Origin of the sequence: Burkholderia sp. AU16482, assembly GCF_002223285.1 — a bacterium.
Lineage (GTDB): Bacteria > Pseudomonadota > Gammaproteobacteria > Burkholderiales > Burkholderiaceae > Burkholderia > Burkholderia semiarida.
The window spans coordinates 1,924,666-1,950,112 of the sequence record NZ_NKEY01000006.1 but is presented as its reverse complement, the minus strand read 5'-3'; the positions used below and the strand labels follow the sequence as shown (position 1 = coordinate 1,950,112).

The following is a 25,447-nucleotide window of genomic DNA, read 5'->3' as shown; positions in this document are numbered from 1 at the left end:
CCTTGTATTAGAACACCGGGTTGTAGCGGCCGAGCTCGACCTGCACCGACTTGATTCGAGTGTAGTGCTCGAGCGTCGTGATGCCGTTCTCGCGTCCGACACCCGATTGCTTGTATCCGCCAACCGGCATCTCGGCCGGCGATTCGCCCCACGTGTTGATCCAGCAGATGCCCGCTTCGAGGCGATGGATCGTGCGGTGCGCGCGCGACAGGTTCTCGGTCACGACACCGGCCGCGAGGCCATAGTGCGTGTCGTTGGCACGGGCGATCACTTCGTCCTCCGATTCGAAATCGAGGATGCTCATCACCGGCCCGAAAATCTCTTCGCGCACGATCTTCATGTCGTCGCGGCAGTCGCCGAACACGGTCGGCGCGACGTACTGGCCGTTCGCGAAGTGGCCATCGGTCAGACGCGTGCCGCCCGCGAGCAGCTTCGCGCCCTCGGCCTTGCCGCTTTCGATGAAGCCGAGCACCTTGTCGAGCTGCGCGGCCGACACGAGCGGGCCGAAGTTGGTGTCGGCATCAGTCGGCTTGCCGACGCGGATGCGCTTCACGCGTTCGAGCACCTTCTGCGTGAACGCGTCCTTGATCGAGCGGTGCACGAACACGCGCGTGCCGTTCGTGCAGACCTGGCCCGAGCTGAAGAAGTTGGCGGTTACCGCGATGTCGGCCGCGCGGTCGAGGTCCGCATCGTCGAACACGATCAGCGGCGACTTGCCGCCGAGCTCCATCGTCACTTCCTTCAGCGACGATGCGCCGGCGAGCGACATCACCTTCTTGCCGGTTTCGACGCCGCCGGTGAACGACACCTTCGCGATGTCCGGGTGGCCGGTGAGCAGCGCGCCGACCGAGCCGTCGCCCTGCACGACGTTGAACACGCCGGCCGGCACGCCGGCTTCCGTATAGATTTCCGCGAGCTTCAGCGCGGTCAGCGGCGTGACTTCGCTGGGCTTGAACACCATCGCGTTGCCGGCCGCGAGCGCGGGCGCCGTCTTCCAGCACGCGATCTGGATCGGGTAGTTCCATGCGCCGATGCCCGCGCACACGCCGAGCGGTTCGCGGCGCGTGTACACGAACGACTCGGCGCGCAGCGGCACCTGCAGCCCTTCGATCGCGGTCGCGAGGCCCGCGTAGTACTCGATCACGTCGGCGCCGGTGACGATGTCGACCGCGAGCGTCTCGCCGATCGGCTTGCCGGTGTCGCGCGTTTCGATCGCCGCGAGCTCGTCGTTGCGCTCGCGCAGCAGGTCGACCGCGCGGCGCAGGATGCGCGAGCGCTGCATCGCGGTCATCGCCGCCCATTCGCGCTGGCCTTCCCGCGCGGACGCAACGGCGCGGTCGACGTCGGCCGCGCTCGCCTGCTGCACCTGCGCGAGCAGCTCGCCGGTGGCCGGGTCGAAGGTGTCGAAAGTCTTGCCGCTGGTGGCGTCGACGTAACCGCCGCCGATGTAGAGGCGCTGCAAACCGTATACGGACATGAGGATCTCCTGGTAGGCGACTGCGTGGCGCGTCAGTCGGACGCGAGCAGCAGGTCGATGTAATCGTGGGCGAGCTTCAACGTGGCTCGGGTGTCGATCGGGCCGCCGGCAAGCGCGCCGCGCAGCCACAGGCCGTCGATCAGCGCGGCGAGGCCGCTGGCGGCTTCGCGCGCTTTCGTGCGCGGCAATGCCTTGGCGAATTCGGCGCACAGGTTCGAATGGAGGCGCCGCGTGTTGACGTGCTGCAGCCGCTTGAGCATCGGGTCGTGCATGCTCTGCGACCAGAACGCGAGCCATGTCTTCATCACCGGCGCGCTGACCTGCGTGTCGTCGAAGTTCGCGGCGACGACGGCACGCAACCGGGAACGCGGGTCCTTGCGTGCGGCGGCGCGGCGGCGCGTGGTGGCCGACCACAGGTCGCGCAGCACGTGCCGCATCGTCGCTTCGAGCAGGCCGTCCTTGTCGCCGAAGTAATGGCTGACGATGCCCGTCGAGATGTTCGCGCGTTGCGCGACCGATGCGAGCGTCGTGCCGGGCAGGCCCGCTTCGTCGATCGAGCGCAGCGTGGCATCGATCAACTGGGCGCGGCGTATCTCCCGCATTCCGACTTTCGGCATCGCGACTCCCCTTCGCCCGGACGGGCCGTTGATGGAAGTCGAGAGCTTAGCGGTTTTTTATTGATTGTTCAATCAACAAAAAATCGGGGCTGAACGGCGGGCCCTGTTCCAAACGGAACGACTCGTCACGCCCGGAGCCATGTGCGGATGCGGAAAAACGCATTGAAAGAAGGTTAATTAAATTTGAATCTGTTTAAAACGCGCTGTGAAAAAATGATGCAATGCGGAGGACCGTTTCTGCGCTCGATTTCATTACAAGGCGAAAGAATGTCGAGGTCTGTAATATTATTCACGATGTGAAATTGCCAAATCGGATTGTGAATGCGTGCGGTTTTGTGAAAGCCGTTTGAATTCGGCGATTTAAACTCAATAAGTAGTTGAAAAATAAGTACAAATGTCAATTTTTCGACGCCAGGAAGCGTTGCGCGCAAACGATTGCGATCGTCCTCGGATGGATTCCGCATACCATAGAAATCGATAAATCAATTTGAATTCGGCGTATTTCATGGCCGAGTAGAGGGATTTTTGGAATGACTTGAGTGGGCAATGTCGACCGTATTAGTATGGCGCCGCACCACGAGGAATGAATGGCGCCGCGCGCGATTGCCGCGGTGCGTCGGCAATCGCGCGCGTCGATCGATCGCGCACGGACCCGGCGCCGGCCATTGTGCACCTGCAGCATGCCGCGACGTCGAGACGCCGCACTCACCGGAGAACGACGATGCCGACCGAAAAACACGTGGTCCCGCTGCCGAACGGTCTGAAGGTCTACGTCGAACGGAACGTGTTCGACCCGGCCTTCGACACGGCGATGCTCGTCAACGGCGCGCTCGCGACGACCGCGTCGTTCGGCCAGACCGTCCAGTATCTCGGCGAGCGGATGAACACAATCTGCTTCGATTTGCCGTATGCGGGGCAGTCGCGGCAGCACAACCCCGGCTGCTCCATCCTGACCAAGGACGACGAAGCCGCGATCCTCCAGTACCTGGTCGAGCGCTTCGCGCCGGCGTTCCTCGTGTCGGTGTCGTGGGGCGGCGTCGCGTCGCTGTTCGCGCTCGCGCGCGGCTGCCCGAGCGTGCGGCGCGCGGCGATCTGTTCGTTCTCGCCATTCCTGAACGACGCGATGGTGGACTACGTGACGCGCGCCCGCGACCACATCGCGGCCGGCGAGAACCTGAAGGCCGCGCAGTTGCTGAACGACACCGTCGGCCGCTATCTGCCGCGCATCATGAAGCTGTACAACTACCGGTATCTCACGCGCTTGCCGCGCGACGAGCAGGACCAGGTCGCGTTCCACGTCGACCAGATCCTGTCGCTGCAGCCCGAGCGCTATTTCAGCGAGTTCGCGAACATCGGCTGCGAGCTGCTGTTCCTGAACGGCGAGCGCGACGAATACACGACGCCGGCCGACGTGCGGCAACTCGGCGCGCACGTGGCGCGCGCGCGGTTCGCGACGGTGCCGGACGCGGGCCACTTCCTCGACATCGAAGGCCGGGCGCAGCGCGAATCCACCCGTACCGCGCTGCTCGAGTTCTTCTGCGGCGAGCCATCTGCCGCGGCCGGGGTCGCACGTGCCGCCGCGCACGCGTGCGTGCCCGCGCCGATGCATGCGCTTTCGTCGTGACGCCATCCGTCGTGCAGCGGGCGCGTCCCGCGCATCCGAATTCCCATCCCAACGAGGCAGGCCAGCCGTGAATATCGTTCAGACCATCGCCATCGTCGTTCCGTGGGCCGCGTGGCTCGCGTACTGGATCGCCACGTCGCAGGGCGTCAAGACGACCGTGCGCAAGGAGGCGTCGCGCTCGCGCACGCTGCAGTCGATTCCGCTGATCGTCGGCGGCGCGTTGATCATCCTGCCCGATCCGTCGTGGCAGGCGCTCGCGCCCGACTGGCAGCGCTTCGGGCTGCAGGCGCAGTGCGGGCTCGCGGTGCTGGTGGCCGGCCTGCTGTTTTCGGTATGGGCGCGGCTGCACCTCGGCACGAACTGGAGCGTGTCGGTCACGCTGAAGGAAAACCACGAACTCGTCCGTACGGGGCCGTATGCGCTCGTGCGTCACCCGATCTATACCGGCTGCCTGATCGCGCTGGTCGGCGCCGCGTTGATCGGCGGCGAATGGCGCGGCGCGATCGGCGTGCTGCTGGTGTTCGCGTCGCTCGCGTACAAGGTGCGCGTCGAGGAGAGCTGGCTGACCGGGCATTTCGGGCCGGCCTATACGCAGTACCGCCGCGAGGTCGCGGCGCTGATCCCCGGCTTCTACTGACCCCGCGAGGCGCGCGATGGCGAAGATGATCGTGACCGCGATCGGTTCGGCGGGCGACGTGCATCCGCTGCTCGGCATCGCGCGCACGCTCGCCGCGCGCGGCCACGAGGTCGTGTTCTGCACGCATGCGCCGTTCGAGGCGGCCGTGCGCCGCTGCGGCTTCGCGTTCGTGCCGGTCGGCACCGCGGCCGACTATGACGCGGCGATGGCGAACCCGGCGCTGTGGGATCCGCGGACGTCGTTCCGCACGCTGTGGCAGGTGATCGCGCCGACGCTGCGCCCGCATTACGACACGCTGCGCGCGCTGACCGATGCCGACACGGTGCTGGTCGGCACGCTGTGGGCGTTCTCCGCGCGCTTCATGCAGGAGCTGCACGGCACGCCGTACGTGTCGGTGCAGGTGTCGCCGTCGACGCTGCTGTCCGCGCATGCACCGCCGACCCACCCGCGCCTGACGATACCCGCGCGCTGGCCGTTGCCGGTGAAGTCGGCGCTGATGACGCTGATCGAGCGCCAGGTGCTGGACCGCGTGTGCGGCCCGGCGCTCGACGCGGTGCGCCGCGGGCTCGGGCTGGCGCCCGCGCGCCGCGTGCTCGGCCGCTGGCTGCATTCGACCGACGGCGTGCTGTGTCTGTTTCCCGGCTGGTTCGCGCCGCCGCAGCCCGACTGGCCGTCGAATCATCTGCAAAGCGGTTTTCCGCTGTTCAACGATATCGCGACACCCGACGACGATGTGGCACTCGATGCGTTTCTCGCGGCCGGCGAAGCCCCGGTCGTGTTCACGGCCGGTTCGACGCTCGTCGATCATGCGGCCTATGCGCGCGCGGTGGCGCACGCGCTGCGCGCGACCGGCGCGCGCGGCATCCTGCTGACGCCGCACGATGCGGCGCAGGACGGCGACCGGCTGCTCGTGCGCCGCTTCGTGCCGATGCGCACGCTGCTGCCGCGTTGCCGCGCGCTCGTGCATCACGGCGGGATCGGCACGGCGGCGCTCGCGTGCGAAGCCGGCATCGTGCAGGTCGTCACGCCGTTCGCGCACGATCAGTTCGACAACGCGCAACGCGTCGTCGCGAACGGCTGCGGCGTGCGTGTCGACGGCCCGCTCGACGGCGCGCGGCTCGGCGCGGCGCTCGCGCGCGTGCTCGACGAACCCGCGTTCGCGGTGCATGCGGAGCGCACGCGTGCGCTGCTCGCGGCCGCGCCGGACGGCTGCGGCGCGGCCGCCGATTTCATCGAACGGTTCGTGCCGAAGCGCGGACGAGCGGCCGCGCGGGCCGATGTCGCGGTGGCCGGCGCATGAGCGCCGCGTCGCCGCTTCACGACGGGGCCGCCGCGCCGCCGGCGTTCGACGTGCCGCCCGCGCCGGCCGCGCAGCCGGTGCGCGGCATCCGGCTCGCGCTGCTGACGTTCGCGCTGTCGCTCGCGACGTTCATCGAAGTGCTCGACTCGACCGTGACGAACGTCGCGGTGCCGGCGATCTCCGGCAGTCTCGGCGTATCGAACAGCCAGGGCACGTGGGTGATCAGCTCGTATTCGGTCGCGGCCGCGATCGCCGTGCCGCTCACCGGCTGGCTCGCACGCCGCGTTGGCGAACTGCGGCTGTTCGTCGGCGCGGTGCTGCTGTTCACGCTGACGTCGCTGATGTGCGGGCTCGCGCGCGACCTGCACGTGCTCGTGATCTGCCGCGCGCTGCAGGGGCTGTGTTCGGGGCCGATGGTGCCGCTGTCGCAGACGATCCTGCTGCGCACCTTTCCTCCGGCCAAACGTACGATCGCGCTCGCACTATGGGCGATGACGGTGCTGCTCGCGCCGATCTTCGGGCCGGTGGTCGGCGGCTGGATCGTCGACAACTTTTCGTGGCCGTGGATCTTCCTGATCAACTTGCCGATCGGGCTGTTCTCGTTCGCGGTGTGCACCGCGATGCTGCGCCCCGACGCGCAGCGCGGCGCGGCCGGCCCGATCGACGTGCCGGGCATCGTGCTGCTCGTGATCGGCGTCGGCTCGCTGCAGGCGATGCTCGATCTCGGCCACGACCGCGGCTGGTTCGATTCGCCGCTGATCGTCACGCTCGCGGTGGTCGCGGCGCTTGCGATCGTGTCGCTGCTGATCTGGGAAGCGGGCGAAGCGCATCCGGTGGTCGACCTGAGCCTGTTTCGCGACCGCACGTTCTCGTTTTGCGTGCTGATCATCTCGCTCGGCATGATGAGCTTCTCCGTGGTCGGCGTGGTGTTTCCGCTGTGGATGCAGGCCGTGATGGGCTACAACGCGTTTCATGCGGGGCTCGCGACCGCGTCGCTCGGCGTGCTCGCGCTCGTATTCTCGATCCTCGTCGGGCTGCGTGCGCACCGTTTCGACGCACGCGTGCTCGCGACGTTCGGCTTTCTCGTGTTCGCGGCCGTGCTCGCGTGGGACGCGCATTTCACGCTGAAGATGACGTTCGCGCAGATCGCAGCACCCGGGCTGATCCAGGGGATCGGGCTGCCGTGCTTCTTCATTCCGCTGACCGCCGCGACGCTGTCGCGCATTCCGGACGACCGGCTCGCCGCCGCGTCGAGCCTGTCGAATTTCCTGCGCACGCTGTCGGCCGCGTTCGGCACCGCGATGAGCGTGACGCTGTGGGACAACCGCGCGACCTATCACTACGACGTCGTGTCCCAATCGGTCACGCATGCGTCGGCGAACACGCAACGCTTCGTGCATGCGCTGAACGCGATGGGCGTGGACGGCGTGCGCGAGCTGACGACGCTGCATCACGTCGTGATGCAGCAGGCCTACATGATGGCGACCAACGACATGTTCTGGATGGCGAGCATGACGTGTCTCGCGCTCGCCGCGATGATGTGGCTGACGCGGCCGAAACGCGGCGCGGCCGCATCGTTCGGACATTGAGAAGAGACCATGACGACACTCGGTGCACTCGTGATCCTGTATCACCCCAGCGACGCACAGCTCGACGCGCTGCGCGCGTGGCGGCACGCGTGCGATGCGCTGCTCGTCGTCGACAACACGCCGCAGGCCGATGCACGGGTGCGCGACCTGTGCGCGCGTGAAGGCATCGCGCTGCTGCATCACGGCAATCGCGGCGGCATCGCGGGCGCGTACAACGCGGGGCTCGCGGCGCTGTTTCGCGACCGCGTCGATGCGGTCGCGCTGTTCGACCAGGATTCGTCGGTGCCGGCCGCGTATTTCCCGACGATGCGCGAGGTCTGCGCGGGGCTTGGCGGGCGCGCGTTCCTCGCCGGCCCGCGCATCTTCGACGAGAACGCGCGCAGCTTCCTGCCGGAACTCGCGACGAACGGCATCGGCCTGCGCCGCCTGCGCATCGAACCGGGCGCGCCGATGCAGCGCTGCGCGTTCCTGATTTCGTCGGGCTGCGTCGTGTCGCGCGATGCGTTCGACGTGCTTGGCCGCTTCGACGAGACGCTGTTCATCGATCACGTCGATACCGAATACAGCTTCCGCGCGCTGTCGCGCAACGTGCCGCTCTATGTCGTGCCGTCGCTGGTGCTGTCGCACCGGATCGGCGCGAAACGGCGGCATGCGATCGGCCCTTTCGAAATGACGTCGATGAACCATTCGTGGCAACGGCGCTACTACAGCGCGCGCAATGCGGTGCAGCTCGGGATGCAGTACGGGCTGCGTTTTCCGGTGGCGCTCGTGCCGAACCTGCTGACCGTGTGGCAGGTGGTGCAGATCGCGCTCGTCGAGCGCGACAAGCGCGCGAAGCTGGCCGGCATCCTGTTCGGCGTCGCGGACGGCCTGTTCGGCCGGCTCGGCCCGCTCGAGCGCACGCGGCCGCGTCTGGCCGCGCGGGCGCAGCGCGTTCGGCAGGGGTGACGATGCGTCGGATGAAGCAAGCGGCGCGTTCGCCGCGTGGCGTGAAGGGCGGCGCGATGATCGCGGCCGCCGCGGCATTGCTCGCGTTGAGCGGATGCGTGCCGTCGGGCTTTCTGCCGTCGCTGTCGCTGCGCGCGCCGGCCGACGATGCGCTCGTGCATACCGCCGGCCCCGGCCCAAACGGCGCGTGGCCGGCGCCCGACTGGGTGAAGCAGCTACAGGATCCGCAGCTCGACGACCTGGTGGCCGAGGCGTCGCGGAACAGTCCCGATGTGCAGGTTGCACAGGCGCGGTTGCGCATCGCGCAGGCACAGCTTCAGCAGTTCGATTCGCTGACCGGGCTGACGGGCACGGCCGGCGCGACGATCAGCCGCGCGCGGATGCCGAAGCCCGGCGACATCGCGGACGTGACGGCCGGCGGCTATCGCGTGCCGGTGCAGATTTTCGGCGATCCGAACGTGTCGCCGTCGTCGATCTTCGTCGGACTGAACTACCAGCTCGACCTGTGGGGCAAGAACCGCGCGGCGACGAAGAGCCTGATGTCGTTGCGCGACGCCGCCGGCGTCGAGGCCGAACAGGTGCGGCTCACGCTGGCCGTCGCGATCGTCACCGTGTATTGCCAGCTCGATCAGGCGTACGCGGTGCGCGACCTGTTGCAGCAGAAGCTGAAGATCAGCCAGCGCGTGACGGCCGTGCTGCGCGAGCGCACCGCGCGTGGCCTCGACAATGCGTACGACGCGAGCGACGCGGCGATCAAGCGCAGCCGCGTGCTCGAACAGATCGCGCTGAACGACGAGCAGATCAAGCTCGCGCAACTGCAACTCGGCGTGCTGTCGGGCCGCGGCCCGGAGCGCGGGCTCGCGCTGCAGCGGCCGCGCGTGGGCGCGTTCGCGGGCGGCGCGCTGCCCGCCCGGCTGCCGGCCGATCTGCTCGGCCGCCGGCCCGACATCGTCGCCGCGCGGCTGCGGGTCGAGGCCGCGTTCGCGAACGCCGATTCGACGCGCGCGCAGTTCTATCCGGATGTGAACCTCGTCGCGCTCGGCGGCGTGTTCGCGCTGACGCCCGCGTCGCTGTTCTCGCGCGATTCGCTCGCCGGCTCCGTCGGCCCCGCGATCTCGCTGCCGATCTTCGATCGCGGCCGGCTGAAGGCGAAGCTCGGCGCGGACGTCGCGCAGGCGGACGTCGCGATCGGGCTGTACAACAAGACCGTCGACGACGCGCTCGGGCAGGTCGCGCAACTCGTCACGTCGCTGCAGACGTCGCAGACGCTCGTCGCGCAGCAGCAGGATGCGGTCGCGGCCGCGCAGAAGATCGTGCAGATCGCGGCGGACCGGCATCGGCGCGGCGTGCTGATGCAGAAGGACGTCGATGTCGCGGATCTCACGCTGATCGACGAGCGCGCGCAAATGATCGCGTTGCTCGGCAAGCAGCGGACGCTGCGCGTCGGGCTGATCGGCGCGCTGGGCGGCGGGTTCGATGCGGACGCGAGGGTCGTGCAGGCGCGAGCGCCGGCCGTGCAGCGGGCGCGTGGCGGGGCGGCGGCCAGACGCGGCGCGCCGGCCGCCGTGGCCGCGAACCCGGTAGCGGTAGCCGGCCCGTCGAACGACTCGCCCGCGCGGAGCGTCACGGTTTCACCGGCCATCGCCACGACGAGGGCCGTGTCCACGCCTGAATCCGCACGACGCGACGACACGGCGCGCCCGTCCACGGTCGGCGCGACCCACTCCGACCCGACGCCGCGTGGCACCCCCGTTCTCGCAGGTACGGCCTCGGCGAGCCCCATGCCGGGCCCGGCGCCGATGCCCGCGATTCCCGTGTTCCAGCACGATCGTCTGATCGTCACGCAGAGCGACTGATGAACTGATGCACCACGACAACCTTCATTCCGCCGCGCCGCCGGCCGCGCTGAACGACCCGGCCCTCGACGCACGCCGCGCGACACGCCGCAAGCGCTTCACCGTGTTCCTCGCGATCGTGCTGCTGGCCGCGATCGCGTGGATCGCGTACTGGCTGTCGAGCGCCCGCTATGACGAAGACACCGACGACGCGTACGTCGCGGGCAGCATCGTCCAGGTCGCCGCGCAGATTCCGGGCACCGTGACCGACGTGCAGGTCGCCGATACGCAGGCCGTGCGCGCGGGGCAGACGCTCGTGAAGCTCGATGACACCGAGGCGTCCGTCGCGTTCGCGCAGGCGAAGGCGCAGCTCGCGCAGGCGGTGCGGCAGGTCGCGAACGCGAAGATCTCGAACACGATGTACGTCGAGGCCGTGAATGCGCGCCGCGCCGACCTGTCGCTGGCGCAGCGCGCGCTGGCCGCGCGCTCGGGCGCATCGGTCGAAATCGTCGCGCCCGAAGAACTGGCGCGGGCCCGCGCGGCGGTGGCCGGCGCGCAGGCGAACCTCGCGGCCGCGCAGGCGCAGCTCGACGCGGCGCGCGCGCTCGGCAGCAAGCTTCCCGTCGACGAAAGCCCGGCCGTCGTGCAGGCGGCCGCGCAATTCAAGCTCGCGTACCGGAACCTGAAGCGCACGACGATCGTCGCGCCGGTCGACGGCACGATCGGGCAGCGCTCGGTGCAGGTCGGCCAGCAGGTCGGGCCCGGTGTGCCGCTGATGTCGATCGTGCAGCTCGACCGGCTGTGGGTCGAGGCGAATTTCAAGGAAGGGCAGATTCGCCACATGCGCGTCGGGCAGCCGGTCGAGGTCGTGTCGGATCTCTACGGCTCGCGCGTCGCCTATCGCGGCCGCGTACAGGGCTTCTCGGCGGGCACGGGCAGCGCGTTCTCGATGCTGCCGTCGCAGAACGCGGCCGGCAACTGGATCAAGGTCGTGCAGCGCGTGCCGGTCGTGATCGCGCTCGATCCGCGCGACCTCGCCGCGCATCCGCTGCGCGTCGGGCTGTCGATGCGCGCGACGGTCGACACGCACGACCGCAACGGCCACGCGCTCGACAGCGAGCCGCCGACGCCGGCCGTCAGCACGCGCGTGCACGACGGCGTCGCGAGCGATGCGGAGGCCGCCGCCGCCGCGATCATCCGCGAGAATCAGCGCGGGTAGCGCCCGCCGTCGCGGCGGCGGCCGGCCGCGAGGGTTGGTCCGACCCCGGTGCGTTTCGCACCCGGAGCGTCCCCGTCGTTTCCCGCCCGACTTTCGTATTTCCGCCATCGATGTCGGCGCCGATCAAACGCGTGTCGCGTTTGAGACATCGGCGCCCCTGCCTCCCGGACTACTCTCGAACAGCACGTTGCGTGTGCGCCGCATGAGCCGGCGCGCCGCCGCGCCATCCAACGAGACATGGAGACAATACGATGAGCAGCAATCGAGGTGTCGTCTATCTTGGGCCGGGCAAGGTCGAAGTCCAGAAAATCGATTATCCGAAGATGGTCGACCCGACCGGCCGCGCGATCGGCCACGGCGTGATCCTGAAGGTGGTCAGCACGAACATCTGCGGCTCCGACCAGCACATGGTGCGTGGCCGCACGACCGCGCCGATCGGCCTCGTGCTCGGTCACGAGATCACCGGCGAAGTGGTCGAAGTGGGCCGCGACGTCGAGACGCTGAAGATCGGCGATCTCGTGTCGGTGCCGTTCAACGTCGCGTGCGGCCGCTGCGCGATGTGCAAGGACACGCATACGGGCGTGTGCCTGAACGTGAACCCGTCGCGTGCGGGCGGCGCGTACGGCTACGTCGACATGGGCGGCTGGATCGGCGGCCAGGCCGAATACGTGCTCGTGCCGTATGCCGATTTCAACCTGCTGAAATTCCCGGATCGCGATCAGGCGATGGCGAAGATCCGCGATCTGACCTGCCTGTCCGACATTCTGCCGACCGGTTATCACGGTGCGGTGAGCGCGGGCGTGAAGCCCGGTTCGACGGTCTATATCGCGGGCGCGGGCCCGGTCGGCATGGCGGCGGCCGCATCGGCGCGCCTGCTCGGCGCGGCCGTGACGATCGTCGGCGACATGAATGCGGAACGGCTCGCGCACGCACGGGCGATGGGGTTCGAGACGGTCGACCTGTCGAAGGACGCGTCGCTCGGCGAGCAGATCGAGCAGATCCTCGGCGTGCCCGAGATCGACTGCGCGGTCGATTGCGTCGGCTTCGAGGCGCACGGCCACGGTTCGTCGGGCCATTCGGAGGAAGCGCCCGCGACGGTGCTGAACTCGCTGATGGAGATCACGCGCCCGGCCGGCGCGATCGGCATCCCGGGCCTGTACGTGACGGACGATCCGGGCGCGAAGGACAAGGCTGCGCAGCACGGCAGCCTGAGCATCCGCTTCGGCCTCGGCTGGGCGAAGTCGCATTCGTTCTTCACGGGCCAGACGCCGGTGCTCAAGTACAACCGCAACCTGATGCAGGCGATCCTGTTCGACCGGCTGCCGATCGCGAAGATCGTCAACGTCGAAGTGATTTCGCTCGACCAGGCGCCGGAAGGCTACAAGAAGTTCGACGGCGGCGCGCCGCGCAAATTCGTGATCGATCCGCACGGGTTGCTGGCGGCGTGATGCGCTGGCGTTCGACACGCGACGCGTGACGCGAGAACGGGCGGCTCCGGAAACGGGCCGCCCGTTTTTCGTTGCGGGAGCGAAGGGCAGCGCAACGCGGCGACCGGCGACCCCCGATCGTGCGGCGTCGCGGCGATCGTCGTCGCGCGCGGGCCCGGGCCACGCTCAGTGGCCGCGATAGAGCTTCGCGATTTCGGCGTGGCTGGCCGCGACGCGACGTGCACGCCCGGTGTGCGCGCTGACGCGGCGGATCGCGCGCGTGCGATGGGCGGTGTCGCGGTTGCCTTTCCAGTCGGCTCCGCGGATTGCGCCGGCGCGCGTCCGGTCAGGCACGCGCAACGACGGCGCGGCTTGCGCAACCGCCATCGGGCGAGTGGGTTTGACGGCGACCGGGGCGCCCTGCTGCGGATCGGCCGCCACTTGCGTTGCATCGGGCGAATGGAACGGGTAGACGGGTGCGGGCAAGACGGGCAGGAACGGATCGCTCGACGCGGGCAACCCGGTTTCGGTCGCGACGGCGGCCGGCGCACCGGACCCGCGACAAACGGGATCGGCCTTGCAGGTCTGGTCGACCGTCACGTAGCCGCCGACGAGCAGCACGAGCGTGAGGATGCTCAGGATCGGCGCGCTCGACGCGCGCGGCCGCTGGAAAGCCGCGTTGCGCAGTGCGCGGGCGACGCGCGACGACCACGTGTGGAACGACCGCGGCGCGTACGCGGCGTGTGCGTCGGCCGGTCGGCGATCGATCGGCTCGAACGGCCCGTTCCATTGACCGCAGACGGGGCAGTGCTCGAGTGCGCGGAACGCGACGAAGCCGCATTCGCGGCAGCGGCAGCACGTCGCGTGCCGCGATTCGGCGCGCGCATTCAGCACGGCACGCCACGCATCGCGCGCGCGGACGCTTCGAGTGGGCAGGACGCGCATCGTCAGCAACCGATGAACGCTATCGTCGGGCTGCACATCGACGGTCGTTCGCATGCGGCGTTCATGAGATTCTCCATAACATCGGACGCTTGGAACCGTTCGTCCGCGGCTGCCTTCCGCTTCATTGTTTGTCGCCCGCGCGCGAAACGCAAGGCGATTGTCGCGGGTCGCGTGCCGCTCGTTTCGTGCTAACTGCCGTGCCGCTGTCGCGCCGCGAGCGTGCCGAGCGTCTCCAGTGCGCGCTCGACGGCCGGCGTCCACGGTCGTCCGTAGTTGAGTCGCACATAGCGGCGAAAGCCGCCGGTCGCGGAGAAAAGCGGCCCGGGCGCGATGCTGACGCCGCTTTCCATCGCATCGCCGAACAGGTGCATCGCATCCACGTGCGGCGGCAATTCGATCCACAGGAAATACCCGCCGCGCGGCGCGAACACTTCGGTGTCCGCCGGAAAATACGCGCGCACGGCCGACAACATTTGCGCCTGGTGCGCGGCGAGATTGCGCCGCAGCTTGCGCAGGAACCGGTCGTATGCGCCGTCGCGCAGGTAGCTCGAAATCGCCATCTGCGCGGGGACGTCGGCGGCCGGCGCGCTCGCGCCTTTGGCCTGCCGGATCTGCCCCACGAAGCGACCGGCCGCGACCCAGCCGATCCGGAAGCCGGGCGCGAGGCACTTCGAGAACGACCCGCAATGCAGGACGAGCCCGTTATCGTCGTACAGTTTCGCGGGGCGTGTGGGCGCCGTGCCGAACTGCAGTTCGCCATACACGTCGTCCTCGATCAGCGGCACGCCGCGCGACGCGAGCAGGTCGATCAGCGCGCGCTTGCGCTCGTCGGTCAGCGTCGCGCCGGTGGGATTGTGGAGCGACGTCATGAACCAGCACGCGCGCACCGGATGCGTATCGAGCGCCTCGGCGAGCGCGTCGAGGTCGAGGCCCGTGCGCGGGTCGACCGGAATCTCGACGGCCTTCAGGTGCAGGCACTGGACGGCCTGCAACACCGCGTGGAATGCCGGCCGCTCGATCGCGACGATGTCGCCCGGACGTGTCAGCGCCTGCAGACTGAGCGTCAGCGCTTCGATCGCCCCCGTCGTGATGACGATTTCCTCCAGCGGCAGCGACGCACCCGCGTTCAGGTAGCGCAACGCGATCTGGCGGCGCAGCGGGTCGTAGCCGGGCGGCAGGCCCTCCAGCAGTTTCGTGCGATCCATGTGGCGGGCGGCCGACGCCACGTGACGCCACAGGCTGCTCATCGGAAACAGCGAATAGCTCGCGAATGCCGAGCCGAGCGGCACGATGTCGTCGCACTTGAGCGAATCGAGCAGGCGGGGCAGCGCGTCATCGTCGTCGGCTTGCACGGCGGCCGGCTTGCGCGGCGGATCGCGGCCGAACCGTACGTGCTTGTCCGCGAGATTCGCGACGAAATAGCCGGAGCGCGCCCGCGCGACGATCAGGCCCTCGCTTTCGAGCGCGTAGTACGCACGAAACACCGTGGACGGGCTCACCCGATATGCGCGGCATGCCGCGCGCACGGTAGGGATGCGCGCGCCGGCCGCCAGGTCGCCGCGCCGGATGGCGTCGGCGATCGTCTTTGCCAGCACCGCATAGCGCTTCATGCGTGCCCTCCGGCCGTTGGACCTCGATGACAAAGAGTAGTACGGCAGCCGTCACGTGCAAGCGCGCCCCATATCGCTGATCCGCATGTTTTGTGAGCGCTCTGATCCTGTTCTTTCGTCTGACAAGCGGGCATCCTCTCGCAAGCTTTGTTCCCGCTGTCCGACCGATACGGAATTCACGCTGCCCGACCGCGAATCCGTGACGCCCGCGCGTGTCGCGCGAGTCCTTTTCTGCGGCGTCCTTACCTTACCCGAAAGCATCCAGCGTGAAACTGAAGACCCTCGTCGCCGGCCTCGTGGCCGGCATCGCCCTCAACCTGTCCGGCGGCGTCGCAGCCGCAGCCTGCGTCAACAATCCCGCCGCCCAGCCGAACGCGACGTTTCCCGCCGCGCTGACCGGCAAGCTCGTCTATCACAGCTACGTCAAGTACGGCGACGGCACGAGCCAGCTTTTCCTCTACGACTTCTCGGCCCATACGCTGACGCAGCTCAGCAAGAGCGCGTGGGGCATCACCGATCCGATGAACGGCGTGTTCAGCCCTGACGGCAAGTGGCTCGCGTTCATGGGCATCAGCAACGGCGCATGGAACGTGTTCATGCTGCAGCTCGGCGCGGGCACGCCGCCCGTCAACATGACGCACAGCACGGGCGCCACGCGCAACGAGGATCCGAAGTTCAGCACGGACGGCAAGACGCTCGTGTTCAAGCAGAACGGCGACGTCAAGCAGGCGACGCTGTCGTACACGAGCGCGGGCCCGGTGTTCACGTCGGTGGTGAGCCTGACGAACGCACCGGCCGGCGCCGAGTACTCGATGCCGTTCCTCGCGCCGGACGCGAGCGCCGTGTACTACGCGACCGGCACCGGCGCGAACATGGGGCTGATGAAGCGCACGCTCGCGACCGGCGCGACCGCCGTGTTCGATCGTCCGGCCGGGCTGCAGACGTACTACCCGACCGTGCGTGCGGACGGCATGGTGTACTACGCACGCTGGAAGGACAGCGGCGGGGCCGACCAGATCTATGCGAAGACGGCCGACCCGGCCTCGACGCCGAGCGCGCTCGCGCTCAACGACTGCATGAGCAACAACTCGGATCCGGCGCCGGTCAGCGGTACGAACTACCTGTTCTTCTCGTCGACGACGGCGGGCGGCTATCAGCTGTACGTCGGCGACGTGACGACCGGGCAGCGCTGGAGCCTGTCGCAGTTCGGCGTGAATGCCGACGCGACGAAGGCGAAGCTCGGCGCGAACTACTACGGCGGCCCGGCCGTTACACGCACGCTGCTGTCGCAGGGGCGGCCGGCCGCGGCGTCGGCGAGCTACAACGCGTCGCTGACGCCGGACAAGGCGTTCGACGGCAACACGACGAGCACGCGCTGGGATTCGCCGGAAGGCGCGGGTGTCGATCCACAATGGATCTCGGTCGATCTCGGCGCGACGAAGGCGATCAGCAGCATCGATCTGTACTGGGATGCGGGCGCGCTCGTCTACCAGATCCAGACGTCGAACGACAACGCGAACTGGACGACGATCTACTCGACGAGCAACGGCGTGTCGTACGGGCATGTGACGCTGCCGAACCTGAAGGCGCAGGGCCGCTACGTGCGGATGCTCGGCACGAAGCGGGCGACGCAGTGGGGGTATTCGCTCGATGAAATGCAGGTGTGGGGATCGTAAGCGCAAACGGAAAGCGGCCTTCGAGGCCGCTTTTTTCTTCAGGTACTGCCTGCTTCACGCATGCAGCACATGCGCCGGAAACGCAGGCCCCGCACTCGCCGCACCCTGCGCGAGCGGCGCCACCTGCTTGCGGCGCTCACGCGTCGGCGCGACGCCGAACGCGTCACGGTAGCTCTTGCTGAAGTGGCATGCCGACTGGAAGCCGCACGCCATCGTGATGTGCATGATCGACATGTCGGTCTGCAGCAGCAACTCGCGCGCCCGGCGCAGCCGCAGCGTCAGGTAGTAGTGCGTCGGCGTCATCCCGAGGTGCTCGCGGAAGAGGCGCTGCAACTGCCGCTGCGACATGTTCGCGAGCCGCGCGAGCTCCTCGCGCGACAGCGGCTCCTCGATGTTGTTCTCCATCAGCGAGATCACTTCGAACAGCGACTTGTTCGCCGAGCCCAGGCGCGCGACGAGCGGCATGCGCTGTTGTGCGCTCGTATCGCGCACGTGTTCGACGATGAACTGCTCGGCGATCTGCGTGACGCGTGCGGTGCCCACGCGCGCGGCGATCAGGTTCAGCATCATGTCGAGCGGCGCGACACCGCCCGTGCACGTGATGCGGTCGCGGTCGATCACGAACAGTTCCTTCAGGAAGCGCGTGTCCGGAAACTCTTCCTTCAGCGCCGACATGTTCTCCCAGTGGATCGCGCACGCGTAGCCAGCGAGCAGCCCCGATTTCGCGAGCGCATAGGTGCCCGTGCACAGGCTGCCGAGCGGGATGCCGGAGCGCGCGAAGCGGCGCAGTGTCGACAGATGGGCGGGCGTGGTCGCGCGCTGCACGTCGACGCCGCCGCACACGAACACGATGTCGGGTTGTCCCGCGCACTCGGCCGGGCCCGTGTCGACCGTCAGGCCGTTGCTCGCCGTGACCGGTCCGCCGTCCGGGCTGATCACCGACCAGCGATAGAGCGGCTGGCCGCTCAGGTAGTTCGCCATCCGAAGCACCTCGATCGCATTGGTGAACGCGATCATCGTGAAGTTCGGTAAAGGCATGAACGCGAAGTGGGACAGCGACGCTGTGCGGTCGGGCGACATGGGGAGCGTTCCTTGAATCTCTAATAGCTTTTGGCCCGGGGCACGAATCGGGCTGCGGTATTGTGTGAGCGAGTGCAACAAGCGTGCCATACGGCTAAACCCTAGCTCCATACGTTGTCTGGGCATCGGCGCGTTGCTGCACTGCACCGTATCCGGGAGACGGCGCACTCGAACGTGCGGCAAACGCACTGCCGGTGTGCGTGTCCATAGGTGAACGTCCAATGCCGTTTCGAGCGGCCGTACCGAAAAGCACGACCGGTCACTTGTATAAAACGGACGCGCATGGCGGAAAAGGCAAAGAACGCGTCTAAATTCATCAATCCGCCGAAAATCCGAACGACAAGAATAGAGCCGTCGGCAGCCTTGCACTGGACGAGCGGCAAACCCAGGCACGGCGGGCCCTGAGCTTCGGTTGCAGCCCTTTATTCTTCGTCACGGACGCACTATGTCGAACACCCAGCCTTTCTTCTCGCAGCCCCTTGCCGAGCGCGACGCGCCGGTGCGCAGCGCCATCCTGAAGGAACTCGAGCGTCAGCAGTCGCAGGTCGAGCTGATCGCGTCGGAAAACATCGTGTCGCGCGCCGTGCTCGAGGCGCAGGGCTCGGTACTGACCAACAAGTACGCGGAAGGCTATCCCGGCAAGCGCTACTACGGCGGCTGCGAATTCGCCGATGAGGTCGAGGCGCTCGCGATCGAACGCGTGAAGCAGATCTTCAACGCCGGCTACGCGAACGTGCAGCCGCACTCGGGCGCGCAGGCGAACGGCTCGGTGATGCTCGCGCTGGCCAAGCCGGGCGACACGGTGCTCGGCATGTCGCTGGATGCCGGCGGCCACCTGACGCACGGCGCGAAGCCGGCACTGTCGGGCAAGTGGTTCAACGCGGTCCAGTACGGCGTGAACCGCGACACGCTGCGCATCGACTACGATCAGGTCGAGGCGCTTGCCCACGAGCACAAGCCGAACCTCATCATCGCCGGCTTCTCGGCGTACCCGCGCGCGCTCGACTTCGCACGCTTTCGCGCGATCGCCGACAGCGTCGGCGCGAAGCTGATGGTCGACATGGCGCACATCGCGGGCGTGATCGCCGCGGGTCGCCACGCGAACCCGGTCGAGCACGCGCACGTCGTCACGTCGACCACCCACAAGACGCTGCGCGGCCCGCGCGGCGGCTTCGTGCTGACCAACGACGAGGAGATCGCGAAGAAGATCAACTCGGCCGTGTTCCCCGGTCTGCAGGGCGGCCCGCTGATGCACGTGATCGCCGGCAAGGCCGTCGCGTTCGGCGAAGTGCTGCATGCGGATTTCAAGACCTACATCGACAACGTGCTCGCGAACGCGCAGGCGCTCGGCGAAGTGCTGAAGGCCGGCGGCGTCGATCTCGTCACGGGCGGCACCGACAACCATCTGCTGCTGGTGGACCTGCGCCCGAAGGGCCTGAAGGGTGCGCCGGTCGAGCAGGCGCTGGAACGCGCGGGTATCACCTGCAACAAGAACGGCATCCCGTTCGACACCGAGAAGCCGACCGTCACGTCGGGCATTCGCCTCGGCACGCCGGCCGGCACGACGCGCGGTTTCGGCCTCGCGGAGTTCCGCGAGATCGGCCGCCTGATCCTCGAAGTGTTCGACGCGCTGCGGGCGAACCCCGAGGGCGACCCGGCAACCGAGCAGCGCGTGCGCCGCGAGATCTTCGCGCTCTGCGAGCGCTTCCCGATCTACTGATCGACCCCACAAGAACAGTCACACGAGCGAGAGCAGATATGAGCACGCTGCATCAGGACAGCATCATCATCGACGGACTGAACATCTCGAAGTTCGAGAAGCCGGTGTTCGAGGACATGCGCAAGGGTGGTATCACGGCCGCGAACTGCACGGTGTCGGTGTGGGAGAACTTCACCAAGACCGTCGACAACATCGGCGTGATGAAGAAGAAGATCCGCGACAACGGCGAGCTGCTGACGCTCGTGCGCACGACGGACGACATCTTCCGCGCGAAGAAGGAAGGCAAGACGGGGATCATCCTCGGCTTCCAGAACGCGCATGCGTTCGAGGACAACCTCGGCTACATCGAGGCGTTCGCCGACATGGGCGTGCGCGTCGTGCAGCTTTGCTACAACACGCAGAACCTCGTCGGCACCGGCTGCTACGAGCGCGACGGCGGGCTGTCGGATTTCGGCCGCGAAGTGATCACCGAGATGAACCGCGTCGGCATCATGGTCGACCTGTCGCATGTGGGCGGCAACACGTCGTCGGAAGCGATCGCGTTCTCGAAGAAGCCGGTGTGCTACTCGCACTGCCTGCCGTCGGGCCTGAAGGAGCATCCGCGCAACAAGAGCGACGCGCAACTGAAGGAGATCGCCGATGCGGGCGGCTTCGTCGGCGTGACGATGTTCGCGCCGTTCCTGAAGCGCGGCATCGAAGCGAACATCGACGACTACATCGAGGCGATCGACTACGTCGTGAACCTGATCGGCGAGGACGCGGTTGGCATCGGCACGGACTTCACGCAGGATTTCGCGAAGGAATTCTTCGACATGCTCACGCATGACAAGGGCCGCTATCGCCAGCTGACGAACTTCGGCAAGGTGATCAACCCGGACGGCATCCGCACGATCGGCGAATTCCCGAACCTGACCGCCGCGATGGAACGTCACGGCTGGAAGGAATCGCGCATCCGCAAGATCATGGGCGAGAACTGGGTACGCGTGTTCAAGGACGTGTGGGGCGCGTAAGCGCCCGCCGAGCCGAACCGCTCCCTTCGTTTCAACATAAAAAAATCGGGACGTGCCAGCGCTTGCCGCGCGGGCACGCGGACGATGTCGCGCCTGCGCGCCGAGCCGCGCGGCCACTTTCCTCACGGAGTCACCACGATGCAACCGCAACTGCCGATCAACGTCGATCCCGATACCGGCGTCTGGACCACCGACGCGCTGCCGATGCTGTACGTGCCGCGCCACTTCTTCACGAACAACCACGTCGCCGTCGAGGAAGCGCTCGGCGTCGAAGCGTATGCCGAGATCCTCTACAAGGCCGGCTACAAGTCGGCTTACCACTGGTGCGACAAGGAAGCCAAGCAGCACGGCATCACCGGCATGGCCGTGTTCGAGCATTACCTGAAGCGCCTGTCGCAACGCGGCTGGGGGCTGTTCTCGATCATCGAGGCAGATCCGGTGAGCGCACGCGCGAAGATCGAGCTGCGCCACTCGTCGTTCGTGCTCCAGCAGCCGGGCAAGGAAGGCAAGCTCTGCTACATGTTCGCGGGCTGGTTCGCGGGCGCGATGGACTGGGTCAACGACACGACGCCGGAAGGCAAGCATGCGCCGCGCGCGCAATCGAAGGAAGTGCAGTGCGCGGCCGAGCATCACGACCACTGCGTCTTCGAAGTGTCGCCGATCGCGCACTGATGCATTGATTCACTGAAGCAGAACAACACCCGCAACACGAGACATTCGAACGCCAGAGGTCGCCAGCGATGCGTTATCCCCACCTGTTCAAACCCATGCAGCTGAACCAGCTGACGCTGCGCAACCGGATCGTCAGCACCGCGCACGCGGAGGTGTATGCCGAGCCGGGCGGCCTGCCGGGCGACCGCTATATCCGCTATTACGAAGAAAAGGCGAAGGGTGGCGTCGGCCTGGCCATCTGCGGCGGCTCGAGCCCGGTGTCGATCGACAGCCCGCAAGGCTGGTGGAAATCGGTGAACCTGTCGACCGACAAGATCATCGATCCGCTCACGCGCCTGGCCGACACGATGCACAAGCACGGCGCGAAGATCATGATCCAGGCGACGCACATGGGCCGCCGCTCGTCGTTTCACGGCGAGCACTGGCCGCACCTGATGTCGCCGTCGGGCGTGCGCGAACCCGTGCACCGCGGCAACGCGAAGATCATCGAGATCGAGGAAATCCGCCGCATCATCGGCGATTTCGCGGCGGCCGCGAAGCGCGTGAAGGCGGCCGGCATGGACGGCATCGAAATCTCCGCCGCGCACCAGCACCTGATCGACCAGTTCTGGAGCAAGCGTTCGAACCATCGCACCGACGAATGGGGCGGCAGCCTCGAAAACCGCCTGCGCTTCGGTATCGAAGTGCTGACGGCCGTGCGCGAGGCGGTCGGCAAGGATTTCTGCGTCGGCCTGCGCATGTGCGGCGACGAATTCCACGAGGACGGCCTCGATCACGAAGCGCTGAAGGAAATCGCGCAGGCAATGTCCGAGACGGGCCTGATCGACTACCTGAGCGTGGTGGGCTCGGGCGGCGACACGCACAACACGATTGCCAACTGCATGCCGCCGATGGCGCTGCCGCCGGAGCCGTTCGTGCACCTCGCGGCCGGCATCAAGTCGGTCGTGAAGATTCCGGTGATGCACGCGCAGAGCATTCGCGACGCGGGGCAGGCCGAGCGCCTGCTCGCGAACGGGATGATCGACCTGGTCGGCATGACGCGCGCGCAGATCGCCGATCCGCACATGGTGATCAAGATCCGCGACGGCCGCGAGGACGAAATCAAGCAGTGCGTCGGCGCGAACTATTGCATCGACCGCCAGTACAACGGGCTCGACGTGCTGTGCATCCAGAACGCGGCGACGTCGCGCGAAGCGACGATGCCGCACATCATCGAGAAGTCGCGCGGCCCGAAGCGCAAGGTCGTGGTGGTCGGCGCCGGCCCGGCGGGCCTCGAGGCCGCGCGCGTCGCGAAGCTGCGCGGCCACGACGTCGTGCTGTTCGAGAAGAACGCGGAAGTGGGCGGCCAGGTGATGATCGCCGCGAAGGCGCCGCAGCGCGAGCAGATGTCGGGGATCATCCGCTGGTTCGACATGGAAACGAAGCGCCTGGGCGTCGACCGGCGTCTCGGCGTGGCCGCCGACGAGAAGATGATCATGGCCGAGAAGCCGGACATCGTCGTGCTTGCCACCGGCGGTTCGAGCTTCACGTGGCAGGTGCCGGCGTGGGGCGTGGCCGAAGGCCTCGCCGTGAGCTCGTGGGACATCCTGACCGGCAAGGTCGAGCCGAAGCAGAACGTGCTGCTGTTCGACGGCGTGAGCACGCATGCGGGCGCCGGCGTGGCCGACTTCATGGCGAGCCGCGGCTCGAAGGTCGAGGTGGTGACGCCGGACGTGAAGGTCGCCGACGATTGCGGCGGCACGACGTTCCCGATCTTCTATCGCCGCCTGTACGCGTTCGGCGTGATCCCGACGCCGAACACGATGCTCGATCGCGTCTATGAAGAGAACGGCAAGATGATCGCCGTGCTGCGCAACGAGTACACGGAAGAACTGGAAGAGCGCGCGGTCGACCAGGTGGTGATCGAGAACGGCTCGTCGCCGAACGACGAGCTGTACTGGAAGCTCAAGCTGGAATCGGTGAACCGCGGCCAGATCGATCCGCACACGCTGTTCGCGGCCGAGCCGCAGCCGTGCCTGTCGGAAGAACTCGGCAACGGCCGTTTCCTGCTGTTCCGTGTCGGCGACTGCATCTCGATGCACAACGTCCACGGTGCGATCTACGACTCGCTGCGTCTCGTGAAGGATTTCTAAAAGATGAATCCGTCCTTCCTCATTACCGCCTTGTTGTGGCTGTCGGTGGCGGGGCTCGCGTTCGCGGTCGCGAAGCGCTCGTCCTACTGGCGTCTGGGCCGCGCCACCGCGCCCGGCGCGTTTGGCGTCGCGAACCTGTTCGCGATTCCGAAGCGTTATTTCGTCGACCTGCACCACGTGGTCGCCCGCGATCCGTACATCGCGAAGACCCACGTCGCGACCGCCGGCGGCGCGATCGGCGCGCTCGCGCTGGTGTTCGTCAACTACGGCCTCGCGATCTACTCGCCGTGGCTCGACAAGCTGATCTTCCTCGCGGCGCTCGCGATGCTGGTCGGCGCGGTGTTCGTGTGGCGTCGCCGCGCGGCGAAGAACGTGCCGGCGCGCCTGTCGCGCGGCCCGTGGAATACGCTGCCCTGGCTGCTCGGTTCGTTCGCGCTCGGCCTCGTGCTGTTCATGCTGGTGCCCACCGGCGCGATGTCGGGTGCGTTCGCGGTGCTCTGCGCGCTGCTGATCGGCATCGGCGCGTTCACGATGACGGTCGGCGCGGCGAAAGGCGGCCCGATGAAGCATGCGATCGCCGGCCTGCTGCACCTCGCGTTTCACCCGCGCCAGGAGCGTTTCGCGGCCACCCGCGAATCGTTCACCGGCAACGGCACGGCCACGCCGCCGACCGCGCTGAAGCTGCCGGACATCGAGCATCAGGAGTACGGCGTCGCGAAGCCGGTCGAATTCCGCTGGAACCAGTTGCTGAGCTTCGACGCATGCGTGCAGTGCGGCAAGTGCGAAGCCGCGTGCCCCGCGTTCGCGTCGGGTCAGCCGCTGAACCCGAAGAAGCTGATCCAGGATCTCGTCGTCGGGATGGCCGGCGGCACCGATGCGGCGTACGCGGGCAGCCCGACGCCGGGCCTGCCTGTCGGCCAGCATCGCGGCGAGCCGAACGGCCCGATCGTGTCGGGCCTGATCGAGGAACAGACGCTGTGGTCGTGCACCACCTGCCGCGCGTGCGTGCAGGAATGCCCGATGCTGATCGAACACGTCGACGCGATCGTCGACATGCGCCGCAACCGCACGCTCGTGCACGGCACGGTGCCGGGCAAGGGCCAGGAAGTACTCGCGAACCTGCGCGAGACGGGCACGATGGGCGGCTACGACACGGCCGCGCGCTACGACTGGTCGGTCGACCTGAGCGCACCCGTCGCGCAGCCCGGCAAGCCGGTCGACGTGCTGTTCGTCGCGGGCGAAGGCGCGTTCGACATGCGCTACCAGCGCACGCTGCGTGCGTTCGTGAAGGTGCTGAACAAGGCGGGCGTCGACTACGCGGTGCTCGGCCCGACCGAGACCGACACGGGCGACGTCGCGCGCCGGCTCGGCGACGAAGCGACGTTCCAGCAGATGGCGAAGCGCCTGATCGGCACGCTCGGCACGCTGTCGTACAAGCAGATCGTGACGGCCGACCCGCACGTGATGCACAGCCTGCGCAACGAATACCGTGCGCTCGGGCTGCGCGTGACGGTCAAGCATCACACGACGTATCTGGCCGAACTGGCCGACAGCGGCAAGATCGCGCCGAAGGCGGTCGAGGCGCTGCAGGAGAAGCGCACCACGTATCACGACCCGTGCTACCTCGGCCGCTACAACGGCGAGACGGAAGCACCGCGCAAGCTGCTGAAGACGATCGGCATCCAGGTCGTCGAGATGGAGCGCAACGGCATGCGCGGCCGCTGCTGCGGCGGTGGCGGCGGCGCGCCGCTCACCGACATCCCCGGCAAGCAGCGCATCCCGGACATCCGCATCGCCGACGCACGCACGATCGGCGCGGACGTGGTCGCGGTTGCGTGCCCGAACTGCACGGCCATGCTCGAAGGCGTCGTGGGCCCGCGCCCCGACGTGCTCGACGTCGCCGAACTCGTCGCCGCCTCGCTGGAGTGA

The 25,447-nt window shown here is 67.6% G+C and carries 19 protein-coding genes; 14 read left to right on the top strand and 5 right to left on the bottom strand.

Annotated features, from left to right (window positions below; translation table 11 throughout):
* Positions 1 to 7: 7 nt before the first annotated feature.
* The gene (gene betB, locus CFB35_RS26030; RefSeq protein WP_059583225.1) at positions 8 to 1,477 is read right to left on the bottom strand and encodes a betaine-aldehyde dehydrogenase; all 1,470 of its coding nucleotides are present in this window, start codon (positions 1,475 to 1,477) and stop codon (positions 8 to 10) included.
* A 32-nt stretch (positions 1,478 to 1,509) separates the two neighbouring features.
* On the bottom strand, positions 1,510 to 2,094 hold the full coding sequence (betI, locus tag CFB35_RS26025; protein WP_059583223.1) for a transcriptional regulator BetI: 585 nt from the start codon (positions 2,092 to 2,094) through the stop codon (positions 1,510 to 1,512).
* Between the two features lie 721 nt (positions 2,095 to 2,815).
* Here betI and CFB35_RS26015 point away from each other — a divergent pair.
* From CFB35_RS26015 to fdhA, 8 genes are all read left to right on the top strand, one after another.
* Positions 2,816 to 3,718 (top strand): alpha/beta fold hydrolase, encoded by a 903-nt coding sequence (locus CFB35_RS26015; RefSeq protein WP_059583275.1) that lies wholly within the window; start codon positions 2,816 to 2,818, stop codon positions 3,716 to 3,718.
* Between the two features lie 67 nt (positions 3,719 to 3,785).
* The gene (locus CFB35_RS26010) at positions 3,786 to 4,355 is read left to right on the top strand and encodes an isoprenylcysteine carboxylmethyltransferase family protein (protein WP_059583221.1); all 570 of its coding nucleotides are present in this window, start codon (positions 3,786 to 3,788) and stop codon (positions 4,353 to 4,355) included.
* A gap of 16 nt (positions 4,356 to 4,371) precedes the next feature.
* The gene (locus CFB35_RS26005; protein ID WP_059583220.1) at positions 4,372 to 5,655 is read left to right on the top strand and encodes a glycosyltransferase; all 1,284 of its coding nucleotides are present in this window, start codon (positions 4,372 to 4,374) and stop codon (positions 5,653 to 5,655) included.
* Positions 5,652 to 7,244 (top strand): DHA2 family efflux MFS transporter permease subunit, encoded by a 1,593-nt coding sequence (locus CFB35_RS26000; protein ID WP_059583218.1) that lies wholly within the window; start codon positions 5,652 to 5,654, stop codon positions 7,242 to 7,244. The genes CFB35_RS26005 and CFB35_RS26000 overlap by 4 nt, the downstream gene beginning before the upstream one ends.
* A 9-nt stretch (positions 7,245 to 7,253) precedes the next feature.
* Entirely contained in the window at positions 7,254 to 8,192 is a 939-nt protein-coding gene (locus CFB35_RS25995) for a glycosyltransferase family 2 protein (RefSeq protein WP_059583216.1), read from the top strand.
* 2 nt (positions 8,193 to 8,194) lie between these two features.
* Positions 8,195 to 10,048 carry an efflux transporter outer membrane subunit gene (locus CFB35_RS25990; RefSeq protein ID WP_179231790.1) on the top strand — a complete coding sequence of 618 codons (1,854 nt, stop codon included), beginning with the start codon at positions 8,195 to 8,197 and terminating at the stop codon, positions 10,046 to 10,048.
* 7 nt (positions 10,049 to 10,055) lie between these two features.
* Entirely contained in the window at positions 10,056 to 11,246 is a 1,191-nt protein-coding gene (locus tag CFB35_RS25985) for an HlyD family efflux transporter periplasmic adaptor subunit (RefSeq protein ID WP_089465739.1), read from the top strand.
* A gap of 251 nt (positions 11,247 to 11,497) precedes the next feature.
* Positions 11,498 to 12,694 (top strand): formaldehyde dehydrogenase, glutathione-independent, encoded by a 1,197-nt coding sequence (gene fdhA, locus CFB35_RS25975; RefSeq protein ID WP_044844368.1) that lies wholly within the window; start codon positions 11,498 to 11,500, stop codon positions 12,692 to 12,694.
* A gap of 165 nt (positions 12,695 to 12,859) precedes the next feature.
* Here the strand turns inward: fdhA and CFB35_RS25970 are convergent, their stop codons facing one another.
* Together CFB35_RS25970 and CFB35_RS25965 are read right to left on the bottom strand one after the other, a co-directional pair.
* Positions 12,860 to 13,618 carry a hypothetical protein gene (locus tag CFB35_RS25970; RefSeq protein WP_089465807.1) on the bottom strand — a complete coding sequence of 253 codons (759 nt, stop codon included), beginning with the start codon at positions 13,616 to 13,618 and terminating at the stop codon, positions 12,860 to 12,862.
* Positions 13,619 to 13,806: 188 nt separating this feature from the next.
* The gene (locus tag CFB35_RS25965; RefSeq protein ID WP_089465738.1) at positions 13,807 to 15,228 is read right to left on the bottom strand and encodes a PLP-dependent aminotransferase family protein; all 1,422 of its coding nucleotides are present in this window, start codon (positions 15,226 to 15,228) and stop codon (positions 13,807 to 13,809) included.
* 266 nt (positions 15,229 to 15,494) lie between these two features.
* On the opposite strand from CFB35_RS25965, the gene CFB35_RS25960 reads away from it, so the two are divergent.
* Positions 15,495 to 16,904, top strand: a complete 1,410-nt coding sequence (locus CFB35_RS25960) for a discoidin domain-containing protein (RefSeq protein WP_089465737.1) — start codon at positions 15,495 to 15,497, stop codon at positions 16,902 to 16,904.
* A gap of 54 nt (positions 16,905 to 16,958) precedes the next feature.
* Here the strand turns inward: CFB35_RS25960 and CFB35_RS25955 are convergent, their stop codons facing one another.
* Positions 16,959 to 18,074 carry a GlxA family transcriptional regulator gene (locus tag CFB35_RS25955; protein WP_081066474.1) on the bottom strand — a complete coding sequence of 372 codons (1,116 nt, stop codon included), beginning with the start codon at positions 18,072 to 18,074 and terminating at the stop codon, positions 16,959 to 16,961.
* A 355-nt stretch (positions 18,075 to 18,429) separates the two neighbouring features.
* On the opposite strand from CFB35_RS25955, the gene CFB35_RS25945 reads away from it, so the two are divergent.
* From CFB35_RS25945 to CFB35_RS25925, 5 genes are all read left to right on the top strand, one after another.
* Positions 18,430 to 19,704 (top strand): serine hydroxymethyltransferase, encoded by a 1,275-nt coding sequence (locus CFB35_RS25945; RefSeq protein ID WP_089465735.1) that lies wholly within the window; start codon positions 18,430 to 18,432, stop codon positions 19,702 to 19,704.
* Between the two features lie 38 nt (positions 19,705 to 19,742).
* Positions 19,743 to 20,714, top strand: coding sequence for a dipeptidase (locus tag CFB35_RS25940; protein ID WP_034186088.1), 972 nt, complete (start codon positions 19,743 to 19,745; stop codon positions 20,712 to 20,714).
* A 138-nt stretch (positions 20,715 to 20,852) separates the two neighbouring features.
* Positions 20,853 to 21,386 (top strand): DUF5943 domain-containing protein, encoded by a 534-nt coding sequence (locus tag CFB35_RS25935; RefSeq protein ID WP_089465734.1) that lies wholly within the window; start codon positions 20,853 to 20,855, stop codon positions 21,384 to 21,386.
* A gap of 68 nt (positions 21,387 to 21,454) precedes the next feature.
* On the top strand, positions 21,455 to 23,518 hold the full coding sequence (locus tag CFB35_RS25930; RefSeq protein WP_089465733.1) for an NADH:flavin oxidoreductase: 2,064 nt from the start codon (positions 21,455 to 21,457) through the stop codon (positions 23,516 to 23,518).
* A 3-nt stretch (positions 23,519 to 23,521) separates the two neighbouring features.
* Positions 23,522 to 25,447: a (Fe-S)-binding protein gene (locus CFB35_RS25925; RefSeq protein ID WP_059583201.1), complete on the top strand. Its 1,926-nt coding sequence runs from the start codon at positions 23,522 to 23,524 to the stop codon at positions 25,445 to 25,447.

Bases quoted from the DNA above. Each gene is read 5' to 3' on its own strand.
- CFB35_RS25930 (WP_089465733.1), top strand. From the start codon at position 21,455: ATGCGTTATCCCCACCTGTTCAAACCCATGCAGCTGAACCAGCTGACG.
- CFB35_RS26005 (WP_059583220.1), top strand. From the start codon at position 4,372: ATGGCGAAGATGATCGTGACCGCGATCGGTTCGGCGGGCGACGTGCAT.
- CFB35_RS25995 (WP_059583216.1), top strand. From the start codon at position 7,254: ATGACGACACTCGGTGCACTCGTGATCCTGTATCACCCCAGCGACGCA.
- CFB35_RS25925 (WP_059583201.1), top strand. From the start codon at position 23,522: ATGAATCCGTCCTTCCTCATTACCGCCTTGTTGTGGCTGTCGGTGGCG.
- CFB35_RS25940 (WP_034186088.1), top strand. From the start codon at position 19,743: ATGAGCACGCTGCATCAGGACAGCATCATCATCGACGGACTGAACATC.
- betI (WP_059583223.1), bottom strand. From the start codon at position 2,094: ATGCCGAAAGTCGGAATGCGGGAGATACGCCGCGCCCAGTTGATCGAT.
- fdhA (WP_044844368.1), top strand. From the start codon at position 11,498: ATGAGCAGCAATCGAGGTGTCGTCTATCTTGGGCCGGGCAAGGTCGAA.
- CFB35_RS25945 (WP_089465735.1), top strand. From the start codon at position 18,430: ATGTCGAACACCCAGCCTTTCTTCTCGCAGCCCCTTGCCGAGCGCGAC.
- CFB35_RS26000 (WP_059583218.1), top strand. From the start codon at position 5,652: ATGAGCGCCGCGTCGCCGCTTCACGACGGGGCCGCCGCGCCGCCGGCG.
- CFB35_RS26015 (WP_059583275.1), top strand. From the start codon at position 2,816: ATGCCGACCGAAAAACACGTGGTCCCGCTGCCGAACGGTCTGAAGGTC.
- CFB35_RS25955 (WP_081066474.1), bottom strand. From the start codon at position 18,074: ATGGCACGCTTGTTGCACTCGCTCACACAATACCGCAGCCCGATTCGT.
- CFB35_RS25935 (WP_089465734.1), top strand. From the start codon at position 20,853: ATGCAACCGCAACTGCCGATCAACGTCGATCCCGATACCGGCGTCTGG.
- CFB35_RS25970 (WP_089465807.1), bottom strand. From the start codon at position 13,618: ATGCGCGTCCTGCCCACTCGAAGCGTCCGCGCGCGCGATGCGTGGCGT.
- CFB35_RS25985 (WP_089465739.1), top strand. From the start codon at position 10,056: ATGCACCACGACAACCTTCATTCCGCCGCGCCGCCGGCCGCGCTGAAC.
- CFB35_RS25965 (WP_089465738.1), bottom strand. From the start codon at position 15,228: ATGAAGCGCTATGCGGTGCTGGCAAAGACGATCGCCGACGCCATCCGG.
- CFB35_RS25990 (WP_179231790.1), top strand. From the start codon at position 8,195: ATGCGTCGGATGAAGCAAGCGGCGCGTTCGCCGCGTGGCGTGAAGGGC.
- betB (WP_059583225.1), bottom strand. From the start codon at position 1,477: ATGTCCGTATACGGTTTGCAGCGCCTCTACATCGGCGGCGGTTACGTC.